Here is a 15685-nt window from a genome sequence, read left to right on the forward strand (position 1 = left end):
TCCATTACCAACTTATGTATAAATAAATTCTATCTCAATAAAGTTTTCAAAACAAGAGAATTTATCCAAATACTCTCATCCAAAATTTACCATATTATTCTTTTAAGTTTTTATAATACTCTTCTAGTGAATCTAACTTTTCTTTACTTACGGTTTTATGTGTAGTAGTAAGTGAACGCATTATTTTTCTACTTTTACTAGATTTTAGTACTTTTTTCTTAAAAGCGTAATATTCTTTGTTATCTATTATTATTTTATAATGAGATTGAAACTTTATAATATCTCTAACCAAATAACCTTTGTCAACCAATCTTTTTAGTAGTGTTTTTATTGTACTTTTATGCCATACATACATCTGTTTTATATCTTTTACAATTTCTTTTTTAGACATTTCAGAATCTTTTTTCCATAAATACTCCATTACTATTAGTTCGGCTCTTAATAATTTTTCTATTAACATTTCTTCTTCCATCTTAATGTCGCTCCCTCGTTCAGTCTAACTTAAACTAATAATAGAAGCTTTTTAATACAAAAACTACAGGTAAAATTTTACATATATTCTACTATTTTAGTTTGTTTTTATATATAAAAAATACTATTCATATTTATAAACTTATTCAATTTTCAAACACATATGTTGAATAATAACTAATTACATTGTATTATTAAATTGTAGAATAAAACTAAATAGGCAAAACTAGAGAAATTTAGTGACGCAAAGCTATAGGGGCTAAGACTTGTAAAATATCTTATAAGTTATGTCAGCCAGTTGCCAAAAAGATATTGTTCTTTTTGTTTTTATGAAAGTTTTTTAGGGGGATAATAATATATGTTTAGAGATAAAATGGATAGATGTACACACATGTTGACTGCATATATTGGTAGTTCATATGATTATTGTGATTTTATAGATACACAGTTAGATGATTTTATATTAGAGTATGGAGAAAATGTAGTAGAAAATTGCTTACATCAAGTGATGGTATTGGTAAGTAAGTATAATTAAATAGATTTTGTTTTCTAGAGAACCCTTTTTAGTTTTATCTACATTTCTATTAATATATACCAATATAAAACGCTCAAATATATTTTTAATATTAAGAATAACCAAAAATGTTAACTAAAAAATATAATTAAGTAGACATTTCTATTAATCTATGATACAATAGTATTTGTGTTAATACACAATTAAATCAAGTATATCTTGATATAGGTTAATAGGAGTATTTTTAATGAATAATGGAATAGTGAAATGGTTTAATAATGAAAAAGGATTTGGTTTTATATCAATAGAAGGTGGAGATGATGTATTTGCTCATTTCTCAGCTATACAAACTTCAGGATTTAAATCATTAGAAGAAGGTCAACAAGTAAGCTTTGATATAGTTAAAGGTGCTAGAGGTCCTCAAGCAGAAAATATAACTATATTATAATATATAGATTTTTCGGGAAAGACTCTTTTAGGGTCTTTTTTTATTGCTAGTATATATAAGATAATTATTGATGAAAAAAACAAGGTTATTTGGAGAAATGAAAAAAGCACTCCCCAACATGAGAGTGCTTAATTGCAGCTATAGAAGTGTATTGGTAGTACACTTCTATTTTTTTATTATATCACATAAAAGTAACTGTATTAATAAAATTTACATTTTACAGACACAGTTACTTTAATTTAATCTATTTATCTTCCTCTTTTAATGTCGGATTTAAAAATACTGCACCATGATTGTATTGCTTGTCCTCAACAATTACATAAACACGATTTGTATTTCTTGAGGATGTTATTTTAAGTTCTAAATTAATATTATCAGTTGGCAACACTTCAACTTCATAATTATCTACATTGTTGTTTGTGATATTATTGAATGTATTACCATGGCGTTCAAAAAAAACCTCGCCAACTATTACAAAATATACATCTTCTTTTTTACTATTTTCAACCTCTATAGTATTTTGTTGAGTTATATTTAGTCTCATTTTGTGACTCCTCACTAGATTAATATTTTTTATTATCTGTGTGTATGTGTATAATTATGTATCTCATTAATATGAGTAATTATTGCTTTATTGTTTTCTTCGCAAGATAGAGGTTTAAAAACAACAATCTCTGCTAAAAAACTTCTTGGATTTTTGGTAACTAAAGTAGCATTACAAATAAAGCTATAATTCATCCCAGCTACAATTTGAGTAGAAACAATAAGCGGTTCATAATCAACACCTTTTAACATTCCTATAGCCTCGTTAAATATTTCTAAATTTTCTTTTTCTACTACTTTAAAATCTGACCATCCACCACACAAAGTATTCATAAAAAACCTCCTAATATGTATATTCGACTTATATTCATAATAATATTAATATTCATAATTTTCAATACTTTTGTATAACTAGTCATTGAAAAGGCATAAGTGGACAAATAGATGCTATTTATATAAAAAAACAACAAAAATATTTATATTTTTTATTTGATGAATTACTTACAAGAACTCTAATATATGTAATATTTTTATATTTACCCTCATATAGGAAACACTCTCATTATAAATGTAAAATATTATGTTATTTTCTTAAGTATAAAATAACAACAGTTAATTAATCTGTAGTTATTTTGTACTTGCAATTCCCAAACAATCTAAATATCGCTTGTTAGTTTCTGATTCTAATTTACGTATTAAATATGAACCTTGAAGCGCAAAAATTTGTTTACCTGCAAGTGGTTCTAGAGTAAAAGTCCCATATGATTTAAACATAGTTTCACACCCTGCTGTTATCGTTTTTCCTTTTTTGGTTAAAAAAGTTATTTTTCCGATTGTTCTAGTTGGTGAATTAGGATACGGTTCTCCACCTTCATATAATCCTACTGAACCACTTATCTTAATTATATAGTCATCAGCATCTAAAACCATAGATGTTTCATTTCCTCCTAATGCTTCTCCGTGTACTGGCGTCTTATATTTTCCATCATATACAAATTGTATAGAATCAGCTATATAAGCTCCTCTAAGTATAATTTTTGTTACTCTATTTTTATTTTTAGCAAATTGGGTATCATCAAAAGTTTTAAATTCACAATATTTACTACACATTTCTTCTAACAGTACTTCTTTTTCCTCTAAAAAGTCAATTACATAGTCTACATGTTTTTTTGCAACCAAATTAAAATAATAATAATCTGTCTTTTCTTTATTAGAAGATTTTATAAATTCATTTTTCCATTTATTCTTATCAAATTTATCTAAAGAACTATATCCTAAAGCTTTTATTGCTTTTTCCCATGCATCTGACTGGTCATCTTTTCTAGTTATTATTACTTTTGTAACTTCTGTTTTCTGATTTTCTGTTAAACTCTCATATTGATTTAGACTAAAATCAGTACCATTCTTAATACACTTTAGTGCATATACCATTTGACAAAATGCTTTAAAGAAATTATCTTGATTATTTTTTTGTATCTTCACTTTATCATCAGTACAACTCCAATTTGGAATATATCTGTAATTAAGATATCCATAATCTGGTATATGACCCATTCTTCCATGCCCAAGATATGCAATTCCTTCATATCCACCAACATCAGGAGTTCCTGTGAAATTAATAGAATGCCAACCATTATTACGATACTCTTCTGCTTTAGTCCATTTAGTTTCTTCTATGTATTTGCTCTCTTCAGCAATAAATTCTTTAACGTCATTAATATACCATTCTGGCTTACCAATAAAATACATATGTGCCCATGTATCAGCAAGTACATGCATTCTCATACCAATAAATTGTAACTTATATTCTTCAGTATTATGAAAATAGATTAGGTCATTTATAATAGCTGACACAGTTTCACTATTTAGCAAACACATCAATCTAAATTTCTGTTCATCTCCATCTTTAAACTTCCAGTTTGTTGTAAGACCTTTGCTTTCCTTAACACCATTATAGTTGTATTGTTTATTTAAATTCCCAGGTAAAAAATGAAATGGTATCCACACTATCTTTATTTAATTCAAACTGTCAATATTCCATTTATAACCCCATGAAGTAAAATCTGCATAATATTTTTCAAATTCTGAATTAGTCTGTATTGTAGGAAATGTAAAGTTTACATCATCAAGAATCATACTTTTACTCGATTCATCTACATATTGTGCAGCATAAGCGATTGTATTTGACTCATTATCATCATAACCTGTTATCTTGGCTGCAAGATATGTCCCATAATAATGAAAATCTAAATTCATAAAATCACCTCTTAATTTTATTTTTAAAAATAAATCTATGTAAATTTATTTATATAGATTTACCTTCAACAATATACAAAATATTATAAATATTCAATACTTTTTTGCATAACTGGTCATTAAAAGCGTATAAATAGCCAAAAACATATTCTTATAATTTTAATAAATACATTTATAATAAAAGCAGATAAAAAGAACTTTGATATACATTCTTTTTATCCTCACACATGTTTAAATAAATATTTAAAACTTACAATATTTCTTTTACAAACTCTCTAGCCTTATCCATTGTAGACCACACATCATTGTCATATATCTGAGTAAACTTTTCTCCTGTGGTCTTACTCATTTCTTTCATCTTATTGCAAGTTACTCCACCAATTACATGCAAATTTTGTGTTTGATGCGGCTTATAGTCTTTTATGTCTACTACTAAATAACTTTCTTTTGACCTCTTGTAATATAGTCCTAAGATGTCTGCTGATACCTTATCATCACCACTGTACACTATTGTGTGTTTATACATTTTGCCCACCTCTACATTATTTATAGTTTTATTCAATACGCCTTCTACAATTAATTTGGCCATTCCTTCATCCCCAAGTTTCTTAGCCTTCTCATAATCCTCTTTATTGTCACAGAAGAAACTTTCAATTAATATGGCTGTAGGCTTGGAGCTATTTAAAATATATAATCCTTTGTCTAATTTAGCACCTCTATTTTTGAATACTGTGCCTAGTTTCTTACATATTCTAGTTGCATACTCTAGACCTTTATTACTATAATATAGCACCTCTGAACCTTTTCCTTGACCATTACTTGCATTTAGATGTAACTCTATGAGTAAGTCATATCCCACATTTTATACGACTTTTCTTCTGTTTTAGTTTTAAACTGCTTTTCGGGGCAGATTATTACATCCACCTTATGTCCTTCTTTTCTGAATGTATCTGCTAATATTGGTGCAAGAGATTTATTATATTGATACTCGTTAACTACTCCATCAGCAGAAGTACATGCGCCACTTTTTAAAATACTGTGTCCTACTGTAATACATATTTTCATTATTTATTTTCCTCCTAAAAATATTCCTTTCTGTATTGCAAATATAAAGAACCCTACAAGTGTTGTAATCATTGTCCCAATCAACCACTTTAACATACTTGTAAGTGAGTTTAAGTTCTCACATAATGCTTTTAACTCTGCTTTAGATTCTATATTCGCTATCTTTAATTCGTCTATTTCTTCACCATGTTTATTTATTCTTGTTTCATGTCTTTTTAAATCTGCGTTGAAAAGTTCTTCATTCATGTAAGCCTCTTTATTTTTTATATAAAAAAAAGACTTAGGTTTAATTAAGTCCTTTTTTAATATCACTGGTTCTTCATTGCTTAAATTGACTGGCATATCTTTATTACTAGTTCTTTAGTTGCTAGATTTATAGACTCTATATACTACTTACTTATGTGATATTTATGGTAAAAAAGAAATGGAGAAAAGAAATAAGAAAAATTTATGCTAGTTAAAATACAATGAACAATTCAAATATATATTTTTTAGAATATATTTAATTGATCTAATATAGTTAGAGTATTTAATTTTGAGAGGAGAAAAAATTATGAAAGGTGGAATAAGAAAACGTGGTGAAAAATGGTATTATTACTTTGACTTAGGGACTATTAATGGTAAAAGAAAAAAGATAGAAAGAGTTGGTGGCAAAACTAAAAAAGAAGCCGAAAAAGCGTTAAGAGATGCTCTAAGCGAGTTTGAAAATGAAGGTCAATTATTTCAGATAATGAAATGAGCTTCTCTGACTTCTTAGATTTTTGGTACAAAGAATATGTTTTATTAAATTGTAAATATGGTACACAAAAAAACTATGGAAAAATTATAAAAAATCATTTAAAACAGGATTTAGGAAAATACAAACTAAAAAATCTTAATCCTGCTAAATTGCAGAAATTTTTAAATGATAAGTCAAAATTTGGTCTTAGCAAAAATTCTATCAATAATTTTTATGTTGTTTTAAGTGGAGCTCTAAAATCAGCCGTATATCCATTTAAATTTATAAAAGAAAATCCTATGCAATACGTACATATGCCTAAAATGCAAGAAAATAAAAAAAATGATTTAAAAATTATAAGTTTAAAAGATTTTAATAAAATCTTAGAAAGATTCCCACAAGGCTCTAGTTTCTACATTCCTTTACAAATAGCATTTAATACTGGAATGCGTGGTGGCGAAGTAATGGGTGAGCATGTAACAACAAACAGTTTAAAATATTTGAGCAGAGTCGTGAATTACGAACTTGGCATAGATTTTAATTTTCATAGTTTAAGACATACACATGCTACTATGTTATTGGAAAACGGGGCTAATATAAAAGATATACAACATAGATTAGGACATGCTAAAATAGCTACTACTATGGATACATATTCTCATGTTACTAACAAGATGAGAAATCAAACTGTAGATATTTTTGAAGGTATTGTAGAATAAATTTGCCACCGAAATAGAATTACGGTGGCAAATCGGTGGCAAATCCACCTTTATAACATCATATAAACAGCTATAACCCTGTTATTCTCTAATAAGTTTAACTACAGTCTCGCAATGAGGTGTATTTGGGAACATATCCATACACTTAACCAATTTAATCTCATAACCATAACTCTTAAAATCAACCAAATCAACAACCAAAGACTTAGGATTACAAGAAATATAAACAATCTCCTCCGCACCAAATCCACAAATATCCCTAATAGCATCCTTATGAATCCCTGGTCTAGGAGGGTCAACAATAATTAAATCAGGCTTATCCTTTAAATCTTTAACAACCTTAGCAACATCTCCAGCAATAAACTCACAATTAGTAAGTCCATTTAACTTGGCATTCTCATTAGCCGCAGCAACAGCTTCCTCAACTATTTCAATGCCATACACCTTCTTAGCTGCACCAGCCATAACCTGTCCAATAGAGCCAGTCCCACTATATAAATCAAATACAACCTTATCATTGTAATTTCCAATAAAATCTCTGGCAATACTATAAAGAACCTCTGCTCCTTTAGTATTGGTTTGGAAAAATGAAAATGGAGAAATCTTAAATTTAAGCCCTAAAATTTCCTCTTGTATATAATCTCTTCCATATAAAACTCTTAACTCATCACATTGAACAGCATCTGCTAGACCATCATTAATAGTGTGAAGTACACCTACCAACTCAGCTTTTAAATTAAGTTCTAAAAGCATGTCCTTAAATTCATTCATATTAAAATCTTCCTGAGAAGAAGTAACTATATTAACCATAATCTCATTAGTATAAATCCCTTTTCTAACTACAAGATGTCTTAAATATCCCTTGTGATTCATTGTTCTATAATAAGGAAGATTTTTTTCATTGAAAAATTCTACACTAGATACTAATACTTTTGAGAAGTCTTCATCAACTAACATACATTCTTCAACAGTTTGTATATCTATATGCTTTCCTTTTTTATGAAGTCCTAATGTTAAAGGTCCATTTTTTACTTCATCTCCAAAAGTATATTCCATTTTATTTCTATAGTACTTGTTTTCAGGACTTCCTTCTATTCCCAAAAACTGAAACCCAAATAAGTCTTGCTTTAAAAATAAATCCATAACTTGTTTTTCTTTTATTTCTAATTGCTTTTCATATGGCACTGATAGTAATGTACATCCTCCACATTCTCTAAAGTGCTTACAAGGTGTTTCGGTTTCAAGAGGTGAATATTCAAGTAACTCCATCATCTTAACTTCTGCTTTTTTGCTTCTAACTTTTTTAACAGCAGCTTTTACCTTTTGACCACTTATTCCGCCCTTCATATGGATAACTCTATCTCCAACTTGGCTTAAGGATGTGCCTCCAAACTCCATTTTATCTACTTCAAATTCTATAATATCCTTTTTCTTCACAAATTCTCCTCCAATTTACTATAGTATCTTTATTATCTTTCTTCAATCAATTTTACTTCTTCATCTGTTAACTCTCTATATTCGCCTAACTCTAAGCTTTCATCCAACTTTAAATTACCCATAGACAATCTTTTTAAGTATACTACTTTTTTATCTACGCTTTCAAACATTCTTTTAACTTGGTGAAATTTACCTTCATGTATTGTAAGTTCTATCTCTGATTCCTCATCACTCTTTAATATTTTTAACTGAGATGCCATAGTTTTGTACCCATCATCAAGTACTACTCCTTCTGCAAAAGCTTCTACATCTTTTTCAGTCACTATCCCATCAATTTTTGCATAATAAGTCTTAGGCACATGCTTCTTAGGCGATAAAACTCTGTGAGAAAGCTTCCCATCATTAGTTAGAACTAACAATCCCTCTGTGTCTTTGTCTAATCTTCCAACAGGGAATGGCTCAAATGCTAAGTATGATACATCAATCAAATCTAAAACTGTTGGGTCGTATTTATCTGTAGTTGCTGATATATATCCATCTGGTTTATTCATCATTAAATATATATATTCTCTATAGAAAACTTCTTCTCCATTGAATAATATTTCATCGTTTTCAGTATCCACTTGAGTCCCTGGGTTTGAAACTTCACTTCCATTTACTACTACAGAACCTTGCTTACAATATTTCTTTATCTCACTTCTACTTCCATAACCTAAGTTTGAAAGAATTTTATCTATACGTTGCTTCTTAGCCATTAAAAATGTTCTCCATTCTCATAATATTTTTCTTTTTCAAATAATGTAAATGCTAAATCCATACTTTCAACATCTAAATTATTTCTTATACTATCAGTTATTATTCTTGCTACTGTATCTTGTACTTCTTGTCCTCTATCAAACCATGCTATCTCAACAAAAGGATACACTTCTGCTATTTTACCATCTCTTATTGCAACTGATTTTATACATTCTATCTCAAAGTAATCTCTTGGACATTTTACAGCTTCAACTAAAGCATCTATCATTTTTTCACTTATTTTACATATATCATTTTCATGAATTCCTCTTATCTTTATCTGTGGCATATTGACTCCTTTATTTAACCCTTCTTTATTTTAATTCTTCCTAAATTGTTGCTATTCTTTATTATTCTGCCTAATCCTATTATCTTCTATTTAACATTATACTTGTAATTTATAGTTATTACAATTTACTATGTACTTTTTTTGATTTAACGTTATAATATAAGTGATGGGTAAATTTTAAAAGTTAATAGGAGGAGTTTAAAATGGCATTAATTAATACAAAAGAAATGTTTAAAAAAGCTTACGAAGGTGGATTTGCTATAGGTGCATTTAACATAAGTGACTTAGAACAATTACAAGGTGTTTTAAAAGCTGCTAAAGCTAAAAATTCTTATGTTATGATACAAGCTTCTATGTCAGCTGTTAAATATGCTGGACCTCATACTTTAGTTGAGATGGTTAAAGCTGCTTCTGATGAAATAGGTGTAGATGTAGCTCTTCACTTAGATCATGGTCCAAATATGGATGCTATTAAAACTTGTATTGATGCTGGTTTCTCTTCAGTTATGATAGATGGATCTCATTTTGACTTTGAAGAAAATGTTAAAATAACTAAAGAAGCTGTTGAATATGCACACTCTAAAGGTGTTGTTGTTGAAGCAGAACTTGGTGTTTTAGCTGGAACAGAAGATGATGTTACTTCTGATGTTCATAAATATACTCAACCTGCTGAAGCAGTTGAATTTGTTGAAAGAACAGGAGTTGATTCATTAGCAATAGCTATAGGAACTTCTCATGGTGCTTTCAAATTCAAAGGAGAAGCTAAATTAAGATTCCATATACTAGAAGAAATCCAAAGCAAATTACCAGGTTTCCCAATAGTTCTTCATGGTGCATCTGCTGTTGACCAAAACGCTGTTGCTACATGTAATGAATTTGGTGGAAATATAGCTGGAGCTAAAGGTGTACCTGTAGACATGTTAAGAAAAGCATCTTCTATGGCTGTTTGTAAAATAAACATGGATACTGACTTAAGACTAGCTATGACTGCTGCTGTTAGAAAATTCTTAGCTGAAAATCCAAAAGAATTTGACCCAAGAAAATACATTGGTGCTGGTAGAGATGCTATACAAGCTGTAGTTGAAAGTAAAATAGATGATGTTTTAGGTTCTGCTAACTCTATAAACTAATATAACTTTTAAATATTTATAAAAGAAAAGAGATGACTTAGAGTAATTAAATTTATTTCTAAGCCATCTCTTTTAAGTTGTATATAGGTTATGTATTTAAAAATATATTTTTTTATAAAATTAATTAATATAGCATATAATTATCTACTAAACACGAATATATCCGCTTTTTATCTTTCTATGTATTGTAGAAGGATATATGCCTATCACTTCGGCTGCCTTTGTTATTGAACCATATTTATTTATAGCCTTACTTATCATTATTTGGTCTACCATTTTATATGCATCATTCAGATTCATAATTCCATTTACTACTATTGGTGATAAATCATCTGATTCGTTATCAATCATATCCAGATTTATAAGCATATTAAATTCATCTTCTCCAATTACGTTTTTGGCTGATAACACTACAAATCTTTCAATAATATTTTTTAACTCTCTTATATTTCCTGGCCAAGAGTATTCTTCCAATAATTCAATAACCTTAGGTGAAACTTCTACTTCTCTATTGTACTTATCATTATAAAGCTTTAGGAAGTAGTCCACTAATGGAACTATATCTTCTTTTCTCTCTCTAAGTGGTGGTATCTTTACTGGAATAACACTCAATCTATAGTATAAATCTTGTCTAAATTTAAGGTTGTTTCTAAGGTCCTCATGAGAAATATTAGTGGCACTTATATATCTAACATCTATCTTTATAGGTTTACTCCCACCAATTCTAGTAATTGTGTTTTCTTGTATAACTCTAAGTAATTTTTTTTGCATTTGCATTGGCAATTCACCTATTTCATCCAAGAATATAGTTCCACCATTTGCTTCTTCAAAAAGTCCTTTTTTACCCTTTTTCTTAGCTCCAGTAAAAGAACCTTCTTCATATCCAAAAAACTCTGATTCTAATAATTCATTTGGTATAGCCCCACAGTTTATAGCTATAAAAGGCTTTTCCCTTCTTGAACTATACTTATATATTGTCCTAGCTATAATTTCTTTTCCTACGCCTGATTCTCCATTTATAAATATAGAAGAATCTGATGCTGCAGCTCTTTTGACAACTTTTTTTATATTGTCCATAGTCTTACTTTGGCTTATATACTCTGTATCTTCTGATACATCACTATATCTTATCTGAGATTCAAGTTTAATAACCCTTGATATATCTCTTCCTGTAAGTACTCCTCCTGTAAGTTTTCCTTTTGAGTCCCATATTGGAACGGCTGTATAAGCGATAAGCTTTCCATCAGGATAAACAATATTTCTATAAATCTTTTTCTTTACCTTAAGCATATTTAATATTATTGGTTCTTCAACTAACCCCTGTCTGACAAGATCTGTTATATTTCTACCAAGTACTTCAGTTCTTTTAAAGGGTAAAATCTCATCACTGACAGTATTCATCTTTTCAATTACTCCATCTTTGTTAAATACAACGACAACTTCATCTATATGTTCTATTATATCCTCAACTATTTTGTCAGATATTACAGACTTCTCAAATAAATAAACTATGTTATTTTCATTATCATTATCTTTCATATTATAAATATGTGCAGTCATTCTTAATTCTCTAAAAGCTATTTTCTTTTTATTATTCACCAGTATATCTTTTTTGTCAAAATTTGAATCTAATTCATTTATATTTTTAGGTCTTTTTATATCGAGAAAGCTAAAAATATTATCTATTAGATGATTACAGTATATTATTTCGCCTGACTCTTTGCATAAAATAACTGGATTTTCTACATGTTCTATAAGCCCTATCAAATTATTATCCATCAATATTCGCACCTTTCATTAAGTAATTTATTGAACTACATACAAAATTTATTGTTTGCTTACAATAAATACTATTAGCACATACAACCAACTCCTTATTTGTCTTTTTTTAATATCTTGCTTCATTAAAATACAACTTACAGATAATTTTAATGGTCATAGTTTGTTAAAAATTTCATTTTGCTTTTAATTGTATTTTATCACATATTCGGTAATTATTTGTCTGTTTAACACAATTTAATTAAAATTAGTGCTTATTTTTGAAAATAAAGATAATCCTTATAGAATATGACTCACATTTTGTAAGTAATATACATATAAGGATTATCTAGATATCTTGTATTATAAAATTTTATTCAAACAGACTTTTTAATAACTGACAAATACAATTTAGTAATAACCATATTATGTAATAATATTTATGTTACTAACTAATAAGGCTTATTTCATCAGTAATATTTAGGTACTTGTTACCTATTAAGCTTTTATAGCTTCTAATAAATCATCAACGCTATCTAATTTATCTATAAGCATTGGAACTATTTCATGTAAGTCACCAACTACTCCATAATCAGCAATTTCTAATATTGGAGCTGCTGGGTTTTTGTTTATAGCAATTATGAAATCTGATGATTGCATACCTGCTAAATGTTGTATTGCTCCTGATATACCACAAGCTATGTATAGGTTTGGTTTAACAGTAGTTCCTGTTTGACCTACTTGGTGAGAATGGTCTATCCATCCAGCATCTACAGCTGCACGAGAAGAACCAACTACTCCACCTAATTTGTCAGCTAATTGTTTAAGCATTTCAAATCCTTCAGGTCCACCTAATCCTAGACCACCTGATACTATAACATTTGCATCTGTAAGAGATACTAAATCTTTTTTACTCTTAACTGTTTCTAAAACAGTAGTTCTTATATCATCTTGAGTTATTTTGTAATCTAATGCTATAACTTCACCAGTTCTTGTTTCGTCTTTTTCAGCTTTATCCATAACTCCAGGTCTAACTGTAGACATTTGAGGTCTATGGTTTGGACAAATGATTGTAGCCATTATGTTTCCACCAAATGCTGGACGAGTTTGTTTTATTTTCTTATCTTCTGGGTCTATTTCTAGTTTAGTACAGTCTGCTGTTAATCCAGTTCCTACTCTTGAAGCTATTCTAGGTGCTAAGTCTCTACCTATATGAGTTGCTCCGAAAAGCATTATTTCTGGTTTTATTTCATCTATTGCATCTTTTATTACTTTTGTATATGCATCAGTTGTATATTTTTCTAAAAGAGCATCGTCTGCAACATAAACTTTATCAGCTCCATAAGAAATTAATTCTTTAGCTAATCCATCAACATCTTTTCCTAATAATACTGCACAAAGTTCTGCATCTACTTCTTTAGCTAATTTTCTTCCTTCTCCTAATAATTCGATAACTACTGGAGTTATTTTTCCATCTCTTTGCTCTGCAAATATCCATACGTTTTTATAAGAACTTAAATCTTTTATATCATTCATAGTTTGTACTCCTCCAACTTATATAATGTGCTTTTGTTTTAGACCTATTATTATTTTGTTAGCTATTTCGTCAGCTTTACCTTCTAAGATTTCTCCTTTTCCTCTTGGCTCAGGAGTAAATGATCTAAATACTTTAGTTGGTGATGCTTTTAAGCCAACTTCTTCTTTATTTACGTCTAAATCATCAATTGTCCAAACTTTTACATCATGTTTATATGCTTTAACTATTTTATCAACAGACATATATCTAGGTGCATTTAATTCTTTTACTGCTGTTAAAAGTACAGGTGTACTTACTTTAATTAATTCATATCCATCTTCTAATTGTCTTTGAACTATTATGTCTTTTCCTTCTATTTTGAAGTCTTGTACATATGTAACTTGAGGAATGTTTAATTTTTCTGCAATTTGTGGTCCAACTTGTGCAGTATCTCCATCTATTGCTTGTCTTCCTGCAAATATTATATCATAGTCACCTATTTTAGATATTCCTGCTGCGATAGTATTTGATGTAGCCCAAGTATCAGCTCCTCCAAATGCTCTATCACTTAATAATATTGCATCATCAGCCCCCATAGCTAAACACTCTCTTAGCATAAAATCTGCTTGAGGAGGTCCCATTGTTATAACTGTTATAGTTACATCATCATGCTCATCTTTAATTTTTAATGCTTCTTCTAATGCATTTGCATCATCTGGGTTTAATATACTTGGAACTCCATCTCTTATAAGAGTACCTGTTTCTTTATTTATTCTTACTTCGTTAGTATCTGGAACTTGTTTTACGCAAACTAATATTTTCAAAGTCTATACCTCCAATTTCATTAGATTATTTATTATTTTAATACGTTTGATGAAATTACCATTTTTTGAACTTCTGATGTTCCTTCGTATATTGATACGATTCTAGCATCTCTGTACATTCTTTCGATTTCATAATCTTTTATGAATCCATATCCACCGTGAAGTTGTAATGCTTTATAAGCAACTTCATTTGCAACTTCTGCTGCATAGTATTTAGCCATTGCAGATTCTTGAGCAACTCTCATTCCTGCATCTCTCTTTTGTGCTGCATCATAAACTAATCCTCTAGCTGCACAAACTTTTGTTTCCATATCAGCTATAGTAAATTGAGTATTTTGGAATTTAGCTATAGGCTTACCAAATTGAACTCTTTGTTTTGTATATTTAACAGCTTCATCTAAAGCACCTTGAGCAATTCCTAGAGCTAAGGCAGCAACACCTATTCTACCTACTTCTAGAGTACCCATTGCTATTTTAAATCCATTACCTTCTTTTCCTATAAGGTTTTCTTTTGGAACTTTAACATTTTCAAATATTAAGTCAGAAGTTTCAGTTCCTCTTATACCCATCTTATCTTCATGAGCTCCTGTTGAGAAACCATCCCATTTGCTTTCTACTATAAATGCTGATGTTCCTCTAAGACCTTTAGATCTATCTGTAACTGCTATTACTATAGCTATATCGCAGAATGGTCCATTAGTTATGAAAGTTTTTCTACCATTTAATATGTAGTGGTCTCCTACTAATTCTGCTGTAGTTTGTTGTCCACCAGCATCAGAACCAGCTCCTGGCTCAGTTAAACCAAATGCTCCTATTAACTCACCTGTTGCTAAACCTCTTAAGTATTTTTGTTTTTGCTCTTCAGTACCATTGTAAAGTATTGGTAATGTAGCAAGAGAAGAACCAGCTGTAACGAAAGTAGCTGTTGAAGCACATCTTCTAGCTATTTCTTCCATTATGATAGCGTAAGAAACATATCCTGCTCCCCCACCACCATATTCTTCTGGGATATTACTGCTTATAAATTTTGTTTCAGCTAATTTTTTGATTAATTCCTTAGGCATTACACCTGTTTTATCCATTTCTGCTGGTAAAGTATCTAATTCTTTACTAACAAAATCTCTTACTGCTTTTCTTAAAAGTTCTTGTTCTTTGTTATATAACATAGCTTCCTCCAATTTTCATATTTTATAGTAAATTTA

Annotated in this window: 17 protein-coding genes, 2 pseudogenes and 1 riboswitch; of the genes and pseudogenes, 5 read left to right on the top strand and 14 right to left on the bottom strand. The window is 29.3% G+C overall.

Features of this window, described 5'->3' with window-relative positions; all coding sequences use genetic code 11:
* Window positions 1-94: 94 nt before the first annotated feature.
* Window positions 95-472 (bottom strand): BlaI/MecI/CopY family transcriptional regulator, encoded by a 378-nt coding sequence (locus IC214_RS06505; RefSeq protein ID WP_227435410.1) that lies wholly within the window; start codon window positions 470-472, stop codon window positions 95-97.
* Between the two features lie 208 nt (window positions 473-680).
* A riboswitch (cyclic di-GMP riboswitch) is annotated at window positions 681-777 on the top strand.
* A gap of 52 nt (window positions 778-829) precedes the next feature.
* Here IC214_RS06505 and IC214_RS06510 point away from each other — a divergent pair.
* Together IC214_RS06510 and IC214_RS06515 are read left to right on the top strand one after the other, a co-directional pair.
* On the top strand, window positions 830-1006 hold the full coding sequence (locus IC214_RS06510) for a hypothetical protein (RefSeq protein WP_227435413.1): 177 nt from the start codon (window positions 830-832) through the stop codon (window positions 1004-1006).
* A 226-nt stretch (window positions 1007-1232) separates the two neighbouring features.
* The gene (locus tag IC214_RS06515) at window positions 1233-1433 is read left to right on the top strand and encodes a cold-shock protein (protein ID WP_021384215.1); all 201 of its coding nucleotides are present in this window, start codon (window positions 1233-1235) and stop codon (window positions 1431-1433) included.
* Between the two features lie 244 nt (window positions 1434-1677).
* On the opposite strand, the gene IC214_RS06520 is transcribed toward IC214_RS06515, so the two are convergent.
* From IC214_RS06520 to IC214_RS06550, 6 genes and pseudogenes are all read right to left on the bottom strand, one after another.
* Window positions 1678-1977, bottom strand: a complete 300-nt coding sequence (locus IC214_RS06520; protein ID WP_227435422.1) for a hypothetical protein — start codon at window positions 1975-1977, stop codon at window positions 1678-1680.
* Window positions 1978-2009: 32 nt separating this feature from the next.
* On the bottom strand, window positions 2010-2309 hold the full coding sequence (locus IC214_RS06525) for a hypothetical protein (RefSeq protein ID WP_219674377.1): 300 nt from the start codon (window positions 2307-2309) through the stop codon (window positions 2010-2012).
* Window positions 2310-2603: 294 nt separating this feature from the next.
* Window positions 2604-3086, bottom strand: coding sequence for a jacalin-like lectin (locus IC214_RS21115; protein ID WP_413926650.1), 483 nt, complete (start codon window positions 3084-3086; stop codon window positions 2604-2606).
* Between the two features lie 45 nt (window positions 3087-3131).
* Window positions 3132-4232: pseudogene (locus IC214_RS21120) on the bottom strand (DUF6765 family protein); the annotation flags it as partial.
* 250 nt (window positions 4233-4482) lie between these two features.
* Window positions 4483-5297: pseudogene (locus IC214_RS06540) on the bottom strand (N-acetylmuramoyl-L-alanine amidase).
* Between the two features lie 3 nt (window positions 5298-5300).
* Window positions 5301-5543, bottom strand: coding sequence for a hemolysin XhlA family protein (locus IC214_RS06550; RefSeq protein ID WP_227866420.1), 243 nt, complete (start codon window positions 5541-5543; stop codon window positions 5301-5303).
* Between the two features lie 307 nt (window positions 5544-5850).
* Between IC214_RS06550 and IC214_RS21125 the strand changes: the two genes are divergently transcribed.
* Window positions 5851-6036, top strand: a complete 186-nt coding sequence (locus tag IC214_RS21125) for an Arm DNA-binding domain-containing protein (protein WP_413926646.1) — start codon at window positions 5851-5853, stop codon at window positions 6034-6036.
* Window positions 6033-6734 carry a tyrosine-type recombinase/integrase gene (locus tag IC214_RS06555; RefSeq protein ID WP_413926647.1) on the top strand — a complete coding sequence of 234 codons (702 nt, stop codon included), beginning with the start codon at window positions 6033-6035 and terminating at the stop codon, window positions 6732-6734. The genes IC214_RS21125 and IC214_RS06555 overlap by 4 nt, the downstream gene beginning before the upstream one ends.
* An 81-nt stretch (window positions 6735-6815) precedes the next feature.
* Here the strand turns inward: IC214_RS06555 and rlmD are convergent, their stop codons facing one another.
* The 3 genes from rlmD to IC214_RS06570 are packed head-to-tail and all read right to left on the bottom strand — an operon-like array spanning window position 6816 to window position 9255.
* The gene (gene rlmD / locus IC214_RS06560; RefSeq protein WP_227483381.1) at window positions 6816-8171 is read right to left on the bottom strand and encodes a 23S rRNA (uracil(1939)-C(5))-methyltransferase RlmD; all 1356 of its coding nucleotides are present in this window, start codon (window positions 8169-8171) and stop codon (window positions 6816-6818) included.
* A gap of 32 nt (window positions 8172-8203) precedes the next feature.
* Window positions 8204-8926 carry a pseudouridine synthase gene (locus IC214_RS06565; protein WP_227435435.1) on the bottom strand — a complete coding sequence of 241 codons (723 nt, stop codon included), beginning with the start codon at window positions 8924-8926 and terminating at the stop codon, window positions 8204-8206.
* Window positions 8926-9255 carry a DUF1904 domain-containing protein gene (locus IC214_RS06570; protein WP_227435437.1) on the bottom strand — a complete coding sequence of 110 codons (330 nt, stop codon included), beginning with the start codon at window positions 9253-9255 and terminating at the stop codon, window positions 8926-8928. The genes IC214_RS06565 and IC214_RS06570 overlap by 1 nt, the downstream gene beginning before the upstream one ends.
* Before the next feature lie 203 nt (window positions 9256-9458).
* Here IC214_RS06570 and fba point away from each other — a divergent pair, with 203 nt between their 5' ends.
* Window positions 9459-10385: a class II fructose-1,6-bisphosphate aldolase gene (fba, locus tag IC214_RS06575; protein ID WP_227866410.1), complete on the top strand. Its 927-nt coding sequence runs from the start codon at window positions 9459-9461 to the stop codon at window positions 10383-10385.
* A gap of 147 nt (window positions 10386-10532) precedes the next feature.
* On the opposite strand, the gene IC214_RS06580 is transcribed toward fba, so the two are convergent.
* From IC214_RS06580 to acdB, 4 genes are all read right to left on the bottom strand, one after another.
* Entirely contained in the window at window positions 10533-12164 is a 1632-nt protein-coding gene (locus IC214_RS06580; RefSeq protein WP_227855861.1) for a sigma 54-interacting transcriptional regulator, read from the bottom strand.
* Between the two features lie 477 nt (window positions 12165-12641).
* Window positions 12642-13679, bottom strand: a complete 1038-nt coding sequence (locus IC214_RS06585) for an electron transfer flavoprotein subunit alpha/FixB family protein (protein WP_227435443.1) — start codon at window positions 13677-13679, stop codon at window positions 12642-12644.
* A gap of 18 nt (window positions 13680-13697) precedes the next feature.
* Window positions 13698-14483: an electron transfer flavoprotein subunit beta gene (etfB, locus tag IC214_RS06590; protein WP_227435445.1), complete on the bottom strand. Its 786-nt coding sequence runs from the start codon at window positions 14481-14483 to the stop codon at window positions 13698-13700.
* A gap of 32 nt (window positions 14484-14515) precedes the next feature.
* Window positions 14516-15649 carry a putative isocaproyl-CoA dehydrogenase AcdB gene (gene acdB, locus IC214_RS06595; RefSeq protein ID WP_227435447.1) on the bottom strand — a complete coding sequence of 378 codons (1134 nt, stop codon included), beginning with the start codon at window positions 15647-15649 and terminating at the stop codon, window positions 14516-14518.
* Window positions 15650-15685 lie beyond the last annotated feature (36 nt).

The sequence above is a fragment of the Clostridioides sp. ES-S-0190-01 genome (assembly GCF_020658275.1).
Classification (GTDB): domain Bacteria; phylum Bacillota; class Clostridia; order Peptostreptococcales; family Peptostreptococcaceae; genus Clostridioides.

Coding starts and splice junctions, on each gene's coding strand:
- IC214_RS06515 (WP_021384215.1), top strand. CDS start 1,233: ATGAATAATGGAATAGTGAAATGGTTTAATAATGAAAAAGGATTTGGT.
- IC214_RS06520 (WP_227435422.1), bottom strand. CDS start 1,977: ATGAGACTAAATATAACTCAACAAAATACTATAGAGGTTGAAAATAGT.
- IC214_RS06555 (WP_413926647.1), top strand. CDS start 6,033: ATGAGCTTCTCTGACTTCTTAGATTTTTGGTACAAAGAATATGTTTTA.
- acdB (WP_227435447.1), bottom strand. CDS start 15,649: ATGTTATATAACAAAGAACAAGAACTTTTAAGAAAAGCAGTAAGAGAT.
- IC214_RS06550 (WP_227866420.1), bottom strand. CDS start 5,543: ATGAATGAAGAACTTTTCAACGCAGATTTAAAAAGACATGAAACAAGA.
- IC214_RS06570 (WP_227435437.1), bottom strand. CDS start 9,255: ATGCCACAGATAAAGATAAGAGGAATTCATGAAAATGATATATGTAAA.
- fba (WP_227866410.1), top strand. CDS start 9,459: ATGGCATTAATTAATACAAAAGAAATGTTTAAAAAAGCTTACGAAGGT.
- IC214_RS06580 (WP_227855861.1), bottom strand. CDS start 12,164: ATGGATAATAATTTGATAGGGCTTATAGAACATGTAGAAAATCCAGTT.
- IC214_RS06565 (WP_227435435.1), bottom strand. CDS start 8,926: ATGGCTAAGAAGCAACGTATAGATAAAATTCTTTCAAACTTAGGTTAT.
- IC214_RS06505 (WP_227435410.1), bottom strand. CDS start 472: ATGGAAGAAGAAATGTTAATAGAAAAATTATTAAGAGCCGAACTAATA.
- IC214_RS06525 (WP_219674377.1), bottom strand. CDS start 2,309: ATGAATACTTTGTGTGGTGGATGGTCAGATTTTAAAGTAGTAGAAAAA.
- IC214_RS21125 (WP_413926646.1), top strand. CDS start 5,851: ATGAAAGGTGGAATAAGAAAACGTGGTGAAAAATGGTATTATTACTTT.
- IC214_RS21115 (WP_413926650.1), bottom strand. CDS start 3,086: ATGTGTAGTAAATATTGTGAATTTAAAACTTTTGATGATACCCAATTT.
- IC214_RS06510 (WP_227435413.1), top strand. CDS start 830: ATGTTTAGAGATAAAATGGATAGATGTACACACATGTTGACTGCATAT.
- IC214_RS06585 (WP_227435443.1), bottom strand. CDS start 13,679: ATGAATGATATAAAAGATTTAAGTTCTTATAAAAACGTATGGATATTT.